Genomic DNA, 9,068 nt, shown 5'->3' with positions numbered 1-9,068 from the left:
TCCCATTTATTTCAAATGGAGTTTTATACGGCATAAAGATATTTCGCAAGTCTTTGAGAAATCAATTTTAAGAGTAAAATTGTTATGAAATTATCAGTCGATGAATCCTGGTTTAACTATGAATTCATTTTTAATACATATAATGTTGCGAAGGATTATTTGAATAATGAATTATTGCTATCCGGAATAGGGATGATCATTGGCGACGCCGGGTGTGGGAAAACTGGGCTGGCAAAAGCAATTCTGGATGACAAACAGGGCGCATTTTTGCTGTTTGCCGCGCGCAAAGAGAGCGATGAGTTGTTGATGTTAGATGCTTCCCAAGAAGCAAGAGGTAAAATTAACCTGCAACCCTCTTTCTCCCTGAATTTATGGGATAAGATCCTTTATGAAACTCAGAAAATAAATACGCCGGTATTACTGGTTCTGGATAATGCGCACTTTATTAAACAACAGTTATCTACATTGGTTTACTTATTTGTTGAGTTTAGGAAACATACCAGGCACCCCCTCTCGTTACTCATCGTTGGTGAAAAACAGTTATTAAAAAACAAAAGCTTAATTGATTACCGTCCCAATGCATTGCACTTGCCTCTTTATAATGAGAGGGCTTGCCTGTCAGTGATCAATACAACGATTATGGAAAGAGAGGGGGAAGAGCATGCTGCCGCGTTTACGCTTCCTTATATAAAGTATATCCAGGGTGCAGCCAAAGGAAACCCGGAAAAGATAACGCGTATTGTGAACACGGCCCGCCAGATCGCCTGGATAGAACGGGGGACGGCTTCTTCTCTGTGCTGGCGGCATATCAAGCTTGCAGTACATGATCTGGGCAAGACACGGCGTACCAGGAAGACCATGTTCTCACTGCTGATAGGTTATGCCTGTTTTGCGATGCTCTTGGGGTGGCACTGCACCGGCGCATTATCGCCTTATCTGCCTGTGCCTGGCTGGTTGATGCCAGAACCCGTGATCGACATGATCCCTGCTGCACCTCCGGTCATTGATGAGCAGCCGGCTACAGAGCGTCAGGCTATGCAACAACTCTTCCGAAGCTGGGGCTATGATGTGGCCGAAGAGAGTGCCTGGTGTGACCAAATTGAACGTGCGGGTCTACAGTGCGAAACATCAAAAGCAGAGTATGAAACATTAGAGCAACAAGGTTTGCCGTGGATAGCCCAGCTTCATCTGGCTGACAAACTAGGTTATGCCGTAGTGATTCGTATGGGCAAAGATGATCTTGACCTGCTTATTGGGAAGCAAACATGGACAGTGAAAAAATCCTGGTTCCAATCTGCCTGGAAAGGAGGATATACCCTGTTCTGGAAACCGGCACCTTCAGGGAAAACATCGGTAACGGCAGCCAGTTCCTCCGATGACATTTTATGGCTGAATAAAATGCTTAGTCGCGCTCTGCATCTGCCTTTAACACAAGATGTCCGGTGGAATGCGTTACTAGTAGAGAAAATTAAGAGGTTCCAGCAAAGCAAAGGGCTGCAGCCTGATGGTACCCCCGGCAAGGCAACCTTGATTCAGCTTTGGTTGGATGTTGAGCAGAGTGCCCGGCTGGCACCAGAGAATGAGACTGCAGAAAGAGGGGAAGGGCAATGAGTTTCCGTCTGTATCAGGCCATGCGCACTCGCCTGCAGGGCAGTGAACCGGCAAAACTGTCTGCCCCCTTTAAAACGACATGTATAAAAGCAGGTCATCTGCTTTTATGGGGGGGGTGGATCGCATTCTTTACCGTACAGGGTGCGTATCTACATATTGTATGGCAGTCACACCATCCGGAAACCCCGCCTGCACAGGCGACCCCCCGCGACATGGACTATACGCTTTCGTCCGTGCATTACCTGTTTAAGACACAACCGCTCCCGGAAGCCCGTGAGAGGGATGTCATAGTAGATGCAGATTTCCCTGACTTACCGGATGATCAGGCTGAAGCAGCTGATTTAGATGAAGAGGACGAGGTACCTTTTATCGATGAAGCATCTGATTCAACAACGAGTAAAGATGAAGCTATCGATCCTATATTAAAAGCACGTGTCCAACAGGCTTTAGCAGAGATAGATGAGGACGATGCGACTTAGCCTTATCATGCGAAATAAAAGGCCTGCTAATGCGTTTTTCCTTCAGGTTATGGTTGCTTCCTAAGCAGGAATACGTATAATGCGCGGGCTTACCTAATCTTGGTAGGTCTGATCCGTTGCGGACCAGTAACCATGTCAGCAATAACGACTGGTTAACAATACTCCCGATATGGGGGTTATAGCTGAACGATTACACTCCCCCATCAATCGAAATGGGTGTGAGGAGTAATTATTTACGTTTATAAATAATTGGAGCTCTGGTCTCATGCAGAACCAAAGAATCCGTATCCGCCTGAAAGCGTTTGATCATCGTCTGATCGATCAATCAACCGCGGAAATCGTCGAGACTGCTAAGCGCACTGGTGCGCAAGTCCGTGGTCCGATCCCGCTGCCGACCCGCAAAGAGCGCTTTACCATTCTGATCTCTCCGCACGTCAACAAAGACGCGCGTGATCAGTATGAAATTCGCACTCACAAGCGTCTGGTAGACATCGTTGAGCCAACCGAGAAAACCGTTGATGCTCTGATGCGTCTGGATCTGGCTGCCGGTGTAGACGTGCAGATCAGCCTGGGTTAATCAGGTCATTGAGCGATTGAGAGGTTGAAACAATGATTGGTTTAGTCGGTAAAAAAGTGGGTATGACCCGCATCTTCACTGAAGAAGGCGTGTCTATCCCTGTAACCGTTATCGAAATTGAAGCTAACCGCGTTACTCAGGTCAAAGACCTGGCTAATGATGGTTACCGCGCTATCCAGGTTACCACTGGTGCTAAAAAAGCAAACCGTGTAACCAAACCGGAAGCGGGTCACTTCGCTAAAGCTGGCGTTGAAGCCGGTCGTCTGTTGCGTGAATTCCGTCTGTCAGAAGGCGAAGAGTTCACTGTAGGTCAGAACATTAGCGTTGAAATTTTCGCAGACGTTAAAAAAGTAGACGTTACCGGTACTTCTAAAGGTAAAGGTTTTGCTGGCACTGTTAAGCGCTGGAACTTCCGTACCCAAGACGCTACCCACGGTAACTCCTTGTCTCACCGTGTTCCGGGTTCTATCGGTCAGAACCAGACTCCGGGCAAAGTGTTCAAAGGCAAGAAAATGGCAGGGCAGCTGGGTAATGAGCGCGTAACCGTTCAGAGCCTGGACGTAGTACGCGTTGACGCTGAGCGCAACCTGCTGCTGGTTAAAGGTGCTGTTCCGGGAGCTACCGGTAGCAACCTGATCGTTAAACCAGCTGTTAAAGCGTGAGGAGCCAGGTAATGGAATTAGTATTGAAAGACGCGCAGAGCGCGCTGACTGTTTCCGAAACCACCTTCGGTCGTGATTTTAACGAAGCGCTGGTTCACCAGGTTGTTGTTGCTTACGCAGCAGGCGCCCGCCAGGGTACTCGCGCGCAGAAAACTCGCGCTGAAGTTACTGGTTCTGGCAAAAAGCCATGGCGTCAGAAAGGTACCGGCCGTGCGCGTTCAGGTTCTGTAAAGAGCCCGATCTGGCGTTCCGGTGGTGTGACCTTCGCTGCTAAGCCTCAGGACCACAGTCAGAAAGTAAACAAAAAGATGTACCGCGGCGCGCTGAAAAGCATTCTGTCCGAGCTGGTACGTCAAGAACGTCTGATCGTTGTCGAGAAGTTCTCTGTTGAAGCACCGAAAACCAAGCTGCTGGCACAGAAACTGAAAGACATGGCGCTGGAAGACGTGCTGATCATCACCGGTGAACTGGATGAGAATCTGTTCCTGGCAGCCCGTAACCTGTACAAGGTTGACGTGCGTGATGTAGCAGGTATCGACCCAGTTAGCCTGATCGCCTTCGACAAAGTAGTTATGACTGCTGATGCTGTGAAGCAAGTTGAGGAGATGCTGGCATGATTCGTGAAGAACGTCTGCTGAAAGTACTGCGCGCGCCGCACGTTTCTGAAAAAGCGTCTGCTGCGATGGAAAAGAACAACACCATCGTTCTCAAAGTTGCTAAAGACGCGACTAAAGCAGAAATCAAAGCTGCTGTGCAGAAACTGTTTGAAGTCGAAGTCGAAGACGTAAACACCTTGCTGGTTAAAGGCAAAGTGAAACGTCATGGACAGCGTGTTGGTCGTCGTAGCGACTGGAAAAAAGCTTACGTCACCCTGAAAGAAGGCCAGAATCTGGACTTCATCAGCGGCGCAGAGTAAGTCGGAGGAGTAAGAACAATGGCAATTGTTAAATGTAAACCTACATCTCCGGGTCGTCGCCACGTTGTTAAAGTGGTTAACCCTGAGCTGCACAAGGGTAAACCTTATGCCCCGCTGCTGGAAAAACTGAGCAAAAGCGGTGGTCGTAACAACAATGGCCGTATCACCACCCGTCATATCGGTGGTGGCCACAAGCAACATTATCGTCTGGTTGACTTTAAGCGCAACAAAGACGGTATCGCTGCAGTGGTTGAGCGTCTGGAGTACGATCCGAACCGTTCCGCGAACATCGCGCTGGTTCTGTACAAAGACGGCGAACGCCGTTACATCCTGGCGCCAAAAGGCCTGAAAGCAGGTGACCAGATTCAATCTGGCGTTGATGCGGCAATCAAAACGGGTAACACCCTGCCGATGCGCAACATCCCGGTTGGTTCAACGGTTCATAACGTAGAAATGAAACCAGGTAAAGGCGGCCAGCTGGCTCGTTCTGCCGGTGCCTACGTTCAGATCGTTGCACGTGATGGTTCCTACGTAACTCTGCGTCTGCGCTCCGGCGAAATGCGTAAAGTTCTGGCTGACTGCCGCGCTACCCTGGGCGAAGTTGGCAATGCAGAACACATGCTGCGCGTTCTGGGTAAAGCAGGTGCTGCACGTTGGCGTGGTATTCGTCCTACCGTTCGCGGTACGGCGATGAACCCAGTCGATCACCCGCACGGTGGTGGTGAAGGTCGTAACTTTGGTAAGCACCCGGTAACTCCGTGGGGCGTTCAGACCAAAGGTAAGAAGACCCGTAGCAACAAGCGTACTGACAAGTTCATCGTACGTCGCCGTAGTAAAAAATAATTAGAGGATAAGCCATGCCACGTTCTCTCAAGAAAGGTCCTTTTATTGACCTGCACTTGCTGAAGAAGGTAGAGAAAGCGGTGGAAAGCGGTGACAAGAAGCCTTTGCGCACTTGGTCCCGTCGTTCAACGATCTTTCCTAACATGATCGGTTTGACCATCGCTGTCCATAATGGTCGTCAGCACGTACCAGTGTTCGTTTCCGATGAAATGGTCGGTCACAAACTGGGTGAATTCGCGCCGACCCGTACTTATCGCGGCCATGCGGCTGATAAAAAAGCTAAAAAGCGCTAAGGTAGGAGGAAGAGATGGAAACTATCGCTAAACATCGCCACGCTCGTTCTTCTGCTCAGAAGGTTCGCCTTGTTGCTGACCTGATCCGCGGTAAGAAAGTGTCGCAAGCTCTGGAAACTCTGACCTACACCAACAAAAAAGCTGCTGGTCTGGTTAAGAAAGTGCTGGAGTCTGCCATTGCTAACGCAGAACACAACGATGGCGCTGACATCGATGATCTGAAAGTCACGAAAATCTTCGTCGACGAAGGCCCAAGCATGAAGCGTATTATGCCGCGTGCAAAAGGTCGTGCAGATCGCATCCTGAAGCGCACCAGCCACATTACTGTGGTTGTGTCCGATCGCTGAGACTCTGGAGACTAGCAATGGGTCAGAAAGTACATCCTAATGGTATTCGCCTGGGTATTGTCAAACCTTGGAACTCTACTTGGTATGCGAATACCAAAGAATTCGCTGACAACCTGGACAGCGACTTTAAAGTTCGTCAATTCCTGACTAAGGAATTGTCGAAAGCTTCCGTTTCTCGCATAGTTATCGAACGTCCTGCGAAGAGCATCCGTGTGACCATTCACACTGCTCGTCCAGGCATCGTTATCGGCAAGAAAGGTGAAGATGTCGAAAAACTGCGTAAGGTCGTAGCGGATATCGCTGGCGTCCCTGCACAGATTAACATCGCCGAAGTCCGTAAACCGGAACTGGACGCAAAATTGGTTGCTGACAGCATCACTTCACAGCTGGAACGTCGCGTTATGTTCCGTCGTGCTATGAAGCGTGCAGTACAGAACGCAATGCGTCTTGGCGCTAAAGGTATCAAAGTTGAAGTAAGCGGCCGTCTTGGCGGTGCTGAAATCGCGCGTACCGAATGGTACCGTGAAGGTCGTGTTCCGTTGCACACTCTGCGTGCGGACATCGATTACAACACATCTGAAGCGCACACCACTTATGGTGTAATCGGCGTTAAGGTATGGATCTTCAAAGGTGAGATCCTGGGTGGTATGGCTGCCGTTGAACAACCGGAAAAACCGGCTGCGCAACCTAAAAAGCAGCAGCGTAAAGGCCGCAAGTAAGGAGAGTCGCTGATGTTACAACCAAAGCGTACAAAATTCCGTAAGGTGCACAAGGGCCGCAACCGTGGTCTGGCGCAAGGTACGGATGTTAGCTTCGGCACTTTCGGTCTGAAAGCTGTTGGCCGTGGCCGTCTGACTGCTCGTCAAATCGAAGCAGCTCGTCGTGCAATGACTCGTGCAGTTAAGCGTCAAGGTAAAATCTGGATCCGTGTATTCCCGGACAAACCGATTACCGAAAAGCCGCTTGAAGTGCGTATGGGTAAAGGTAAGGGTAACGTAGAGTATTGGGTTGCCCTGATCCAGCCTGGTAAAGTCCTGTACGAAATGGACGGCGTGCCGGAAGAGCTGGCCCGTGAGGCATTCAAGCTGGCAGCAGCTAAACTGCCGATCAAAACCACCTTTGTAACTAAGACGGTGATGTAATGAAAGCACAAGAGCTGCGTGAAAAAAGCGTTGAAGAGCTGAACACCGAGCTGCTCAACCTGCTGCGTGAGCAATTCAACTTGCGCATGCAAGCGGCGAGTGGCCAGCTGCAACAAACTCACCTGTTGAAACAAGTGCGTCGTAACGTCGCACGCGTTAAGACTTTACTGACTGAAAAGGCGGGTGCGTAAATGACTGACACTATCCGTACTCTGCAAGGTCGCGTTGTTAGTGACAAAATGGAGAAATCCATTGTTGTTGCTATCGAACGTACGGTGAAGCACCCGATCTACGGGAAATTCATCAAACGTACGACCAAGCTGCACGTACACGACGAGAACAACGAATGTGGTATCGGTGACGTGGTAGAAATCCGCGAATGCCGTCCACTGTCTAAGACTAAATCTTGGACGTTGGTTCGCGTTGTAGAGAAAGCAATTCTGTAATAGAGTAGCGGCCTCTCACTTAACAAACGGCTCAGAAAACGAGCCGTTTGTTTTTTCTACCCATACGTAGGAAGCGGTGTTATAATGCTGCGCCCTTGGTTATGGGGCTTTTCAACGGCCTGAAGAATAACTTAGGTCTTTAAAGTAGTAGTTGACATTAGCGGAGCACTAAAATGATCCAAGAACAGACTATGCTGACCGTCGCCGACAACTCCGGTGCACGTCGCGTAATGTGTATCAAGGTTCTAGGTGGCTCGCACCGTCGCTACGCAGGCGTCGGCGACATCATCAAAATTACCATCAAGGAAGCAATTCCTCGCGGTAAGGTGAAGAAAGGCGATGTGCTGAAGGCGGTAGTGGTGCGCACCAAGAAGGGTGTACGTCGCCCGGACGGTTCTGTCATTCGCTTCGATGGTAATGCATGCGTTATTTTGAACAATAACAGCGAGCAACCAATCGGTACGCGTATTTTTGGGCCGGTAACTCGTGAACTGCGTAACGAAAAGTTCATGAAAATTATCTCTCTGGCACCAGAAGTACTCTAAGGAGCGAACCATGGCAGCGAAAATCCGTCGTGATGACGAAGTTATCGTGCTTACCGGGAAAGACAAAGGTAAACGCGGTAAAGTAAAAAATGTCCTGTCTGCTGGCAAGGTCATTGTAGAAGGTATCAACCTGGTTAAGAAACATCAGAAGCCGGTTCCGGCCCTGAACCAACCAGGTGGCATTGTTGAAAAAGAAGCTGCTATTCAGGTTTCCAACATCGCTCTCTACAATGCTGCAACCGGCAAGGCTGACCGTGTAGGCTTTAGATTCGAAGACGGCAAAAAAGTGCGTTTCTTCAAGTCTAACAGCGAAACTATCAAGTAATTTGGAGTAATACGATGGCGAAACTGCATGATTACTACAAAGACGAGGTAGTCAAACAACTGATGTCTCAGTTTGGCTACAACTCTGTCATGCAAGTCCCTCGGGTCGAGAAGATCACCCTGAATATGGGTGTTGGTGAAGCAATTGCCGACAAGAAACTGCTGGACAATGCAGCAGCTGACTTGACAGCAATCTCCGGCCAAAAGCCGTTGATCACCAAAGCACGCAAATCTGTTGCAGGCTTCAAAATCCGTCAGGGCTATCCGATCGGCTGTAAAGTAACTCTGCGCGGCGAACGCATGTGGGAGTTCTTTGAGCGTCTGATTTCCATTGCTGTACCGCGTATCCGTGACTTCCGTGGCCTGTCTGCCAAGTCATTCGATGGCCGTGGTAACTACAGCATGGGCGTGCGTGAACAGATCATCTTCCCGGAAATCGACTACGACAAAGTCGATCGCGTTCGTGGTTTGGATATTACCATTACCACCACTGCGAAATCCGATGATGAAGGCCGCGCACTGCTGGCTGCCTTTAACTTCCCGTTCCGCAAGTAAGGTAGGGTTACTAATGGCTAAGCAATCCATGAAAGCACGCGAAGTCAAGCGCGTGAAATTAGCAGACAAATTCTTTGCTAAACGCACAGAACTGAAAGCTATCATCTCTGATGTGAACGCTTCCGACGAAGATCGTTGGGATGCCGTTCTCAAGCTGCAGACTCTGCCGCGTGATTCCAGCCCGTCACGTCAGCGTAACCGCTGCCGTCAAACTGGTCGTCCGCACGCTTTCCTGCGGAAGTTCGGGTTGAGCCGTATTAAAGTCCGTGAAGCCGCTATGCGCGGTGAAATCCCGGGCTTGAAAAAGGCTAGCTGGTAATTGTCACCA

Annotated in this window: 17 protein-coding genes; all 17 read left to right on the top strand. The window is 49.6% G+C overall.

From position 1 onward, the window contains the following. The first annotated feature begins 84 nt into the window (after positions 1-84). The 17 genes from CYR55_RS21550 (at position 85) to rpsN (ending at position 9,059) form a co-directional block, all read left to right on the top strand. Positions 85-1,611 (top strand): peptidoglycan-binding protein, encoded by a 1,527-nt coding sequence (locus tag CYR55_RS21550; RefSeq protein WP_101818373.1) that lies wholly within the window; start codon positions 85-87, stop codon positions 1,609-1,611. Then, a complete protein-coding gene (locus tag CYR55_RS21545) occupies positions 1,608-2,090 on the top strand; it encodes a hypothetical protein (RefSeq protein WP_101818372.1) in 483 nt (160 codons plus the stop codon). The genes CYR55_RS21550 and CYR55_RS21545 overlap by 4 nt, the downstream gene beginning before the upstream one ends. A gap of 265 nt (positions 2,091-2,355) precedes the next feature. Continuing rightward, positions 2,356-2,667, top strand: coding sequence for a 30S ribosomal protein S10 (rpsJ, locus tag CYR55_RS21540; RefSeq protein ID WP_009639175.1), 312 nt, complete (start codon positions 2,356-2,358; stop codon positions 2,665-2,667). A gap of 32 nt (positions 2,668-2,699) precedes the next feature. Then, on the top strand, positions 2,700-3,329 hold the full coding sequence (gene rplC, locus CYR55_RS21535) for a 50S ribosomal protein L3 (RefSeq protein ID WP_072933477.1): 630 nt from the start codon (positions 2,700-2,702) through the stop codon (positions 3,327-3,329). 11 nt (positions 3,330-3,340) lie between these two features. Next, positions 3,341-3,946, top strand: a complete 606-nt coding sequence (gene rplD, locus CYR55_RS21530) for a 50S ribosomal protein L4 (RefSeq protein WP_072933475.1) — start codon at positions 3,341-3,343, stop codon at positions 3,944-3,946. After that, positions 3,943-4,245, top strand: coding sequence for a 50S ribosomal protein L23 (rplW, locus tag CYR55_RS21525; RefSeq protein WP_072933473.1), 303 nt, complete (start codon positions 3,943-3,945; stop codon positions 4,243-4,245). The genes rplD and rplW overlap by 4 nt, the downstream gene beginning before the upstream one ends. Before the next feature lie 18 nt (positions 4,246-4,263). Beyond that, positions 4,264-5,088 (top strand): 50S ribosomal protein L2, encoded by an 825-nt coding sequence (gene rplB, locus CYR55_RS21520; protein WP_101818371.1) that lies wholly within the window; start codon positions 4,264-4,266, stop codon positions 5,086-5,088. Positions 5,089-5,102: 14 nt separating this feature from the next. After that, positions 5,103-5,381, top strand: coding sequence for a 30S ribosomal protein S19 (rpsS, locus tag CYR55_RS21515; protein ID WP_004929772.1), 279 nt, complete (start codon positions 5,103-5,105; stop codon positions 5,379-5,381). Positions 5,382-5,395: 14 nt separating this feature from the next. Continuing rightward, positions 5,396-5,728, top strand: coding sequence for a 50S ribosomal protein L22 (rplV, locus tag CYR55_RS21510; RefSeq protein WP_002223844.1), 333 nt, complete (start codon positions 5,396-5,398; stop codon positions 5,726-5,728). Positions 5,729-5,745: 17 nt separating this feature from the next. Further along, positions 5,746-6,447, top strand: coding sequence for a 30S ribosomal protein S3 (gene rpsC, locus CYR55_RS21505; protein ID WP_072933469.1), 702 nt, complete (start codon positions 5,746-5,748; stop codon positions 6,445-6,447). A 12-nt stretch (positions 6,448-6,459) separates the two neighbouring features. Beyond that, a complete protein-coding gene (gene rplP / locus CYR55_RS21500; RefSeq protein ID WP_002438716.1) occupies positions 6,460-6,870 on the top strand; it encodes a 50S ribosomal protein L16 in 411 nt (136 codons plus the stop codon). Beyond that, the gene (gene rpmC, locus CYR55_RS21495) at positions 6,870-7,061 is read left to right on the top strand and encodes a 50S ribosomal protein L29 (protein WP_002218942.1); all 192 of its coding nucleotides are present in this window, start codon (positions 6,870-6,872) and stop codon (positions 7,059-7,061) included. Before rplP ends, rpmC begins: the two co-directional genes overlap by 1 nt. Next, positions 7,062-7,316 carry a 30S ribosomal protein S17 gene (rpsQ, locus tag CYR55_RS21490; RefSeq protein WP_072933467.1) on the top strand — a complete coding sequence of 85 codons (255 nt, stop codon included), beginning with the start codon at positions 7,062-7,064 and terminating at the stop codon, positions 7,314-7,316. A 173-nt stretch (positions 7,317-7,489) separates the two neighbouring features. Then, positions 7,490-7,861, top strand: a complete 372-nt coding sequence (gene rplN, locus CYR55_RS21485; protein WP_008457164.1) for a 50S ribosomal protein L14 — start codon at positions 7,490-7,492, stop codon at positions 7,859-7,861. A 10-nt stretch (positions 7,862-7,871) separates the two neighbouring features. Further along, positions 7,872-8,186, top strand: a complete 315-nt coding sequence (gene rplX, locus CYR55_RS21480) for a 50S ribosomal protein L24 (protein ID WP_072933465.1) — start codon at positions 7,872-7,874, stop codon at positions 8,184-8,186. A gap of 14 nt (positions 8,187-8,200) precedes the next feature. Continuing rightward, on the top strand, positions 8,201-8,740 hold the full coding sequence (gene rplE, locus CYR55_RS21475) for a 50S ribosomal protein L5 (RefSeq protein ID WP_072933463.1): 540 nt from the start codon (positions 8,201-8,203) through the stop codon (positions 8,738-8,740). Between the two features lie 13 nt (positions 8,741-8,753). After that, positions 8,754-9,059, top strand: a complete 306-nt coding sequence (gene rpsN / locus CYR55_RS21470; RefSeq protein ID WP_072933461.1) for a 30S ribosomal protein S14 — start codon at positions 8,754-8,756, stop codon at positions 9,057-9,059. The last annotated feature ends 9 nt before the right edge of the window (positions 9,060-9,068 follow it).

Source organism: Chimaeribacter californicus (genome assembly GCF_002858675.1).
Classification (GTDB): domain Bacteria; phylum Pseudomonadota; class Gammaproteobacteria; order Enterobacterales; family Enterobacteriaceae; genus Chimaeribacter; species Chimaeribacter californicus.
This window is presented reverse-complemented; position numbering and strand designations above follow the sequence as displayed.

What these genes read in the sequence shown, in the direction of transcription:
- CYR55_RS21545 (WP_101818372.1), top strand. Translation starts at nt 1,608, where the DNA reads ATGAGTTTCCGTCTGTATCAGGCCATGCGCACTCGCCTGCAGGGCAGT.
- rpsN (WP_072933461.1), top strand. Translation starts at nt 8,754, where the DNA reads ATGGCTAAGCAATCCATGAAAGCACGCGAAGTCAAGCGCGTGAAATTA.
- rpmC (WP_002218942.1), top strand. Translation starts at nt 6,870, where the DNA reads ATGAAAGCACAAGAGCTGCGTGAAAAAAGCGTTGAAGAGCTGAACACC.
- rpsS (WP_004929772.1), top strand. Translation starts at nt 5,103, where the DNA reads ATGCCACGTTCTCTCAAGAAAGGTCCTTTTATTGACCTGCACTTGCTG.
- rplV (WP_002223844.1), top strand. Translation starts at nt 5,396, where the DNA reads ATGGAAACTATCGCTAAACATCGCCACGCTCGTTCTTCTGCTCAGAAG.
- rplW (WP_072933473.1), top strand. Translation starts at nt 3,943, where the DNA reads ATGATTCGTGAAGAACGTCTGCTGAAAGTACTGCGCGCGCCGCACGTT.
- rpsC (WP_072933469.1), top strand. Translation starts at nt 5,746, where the DNA reads ATGGGTCAGAAAGTACATCCTAATGGTATTCGCCTGGGTATTGTCAAA.
- rpsQ (WP_072933467.1), top strand. Translation starts at nt 7,062, where the DNA reads ATGACTGACACTATCCGTACTCTGCAAGGTCGCGTTGTTAGTGACAAA.
- rplD (WP_072933475.1), top strand. Translation starts at nt 3,341, where the DNA reads ATGGAATTAGTATTGAAAGACGCGCAGAGCGCGCTGACTGTTTCCGAA.
- rplB (WP_101818371.1), top strand. Translation starts at nt 4,264, where the DNA reads ATGGCAATTGTTAAATGTAAACCTACATCTCCGGGTCGTCGCCACGTT.
- CYR55_RS21550 (WP_101818373.1), top strand. Translation starts at nt 85, where the DNA reads ATGAAATTATCAGTCGATGAATCCTGGTTTAACTATGAATTCATTTTT.
- rplP (WP_002438716.1), top strand. Translation starts at nt 6,460, where the DNA reads ATGTTACAACCAAAGCGTACAAAATTCCGTAAGGTGCACAAGGGCCGC.
- rplX (WP_072933465.1), top strand. Translation starts at nt 7,872, where the DNA reads ATGGCAGCGAAAATCCGTCGTGATGACGAAGTTATCGTGCTTACCGGG.
- rplN (WP_008457164.1), top strand. Translation starts at nt 7,490, where the DNA reads ATGATCCAAGAACAGACTATGCTGACCGTCGCCGACAACTCCGGTGCA.
- rpsJ (WP_009639175.1), top strand. Translation starts at nt 2,356, where the DNA reads ATGCAGAACCAAAGAATCCGTATCCGCCTGAAAGCGTTTGATCATCGT.
- rplE (WP_072933463.1), top strand. Translation starts at nt 8,201, where the DNA reads ATGGCGAAACTGCATGATTACTACAAAGACGAGGTAGTCAAACAACTG.
- rplC (WP_072933477.1), top strand. Translation starts at nt 2,700, where the DNA reads ATGATTGGTTTAGTCGGTAAAAAAGTGGGTATGACCCGCATCTTCACT.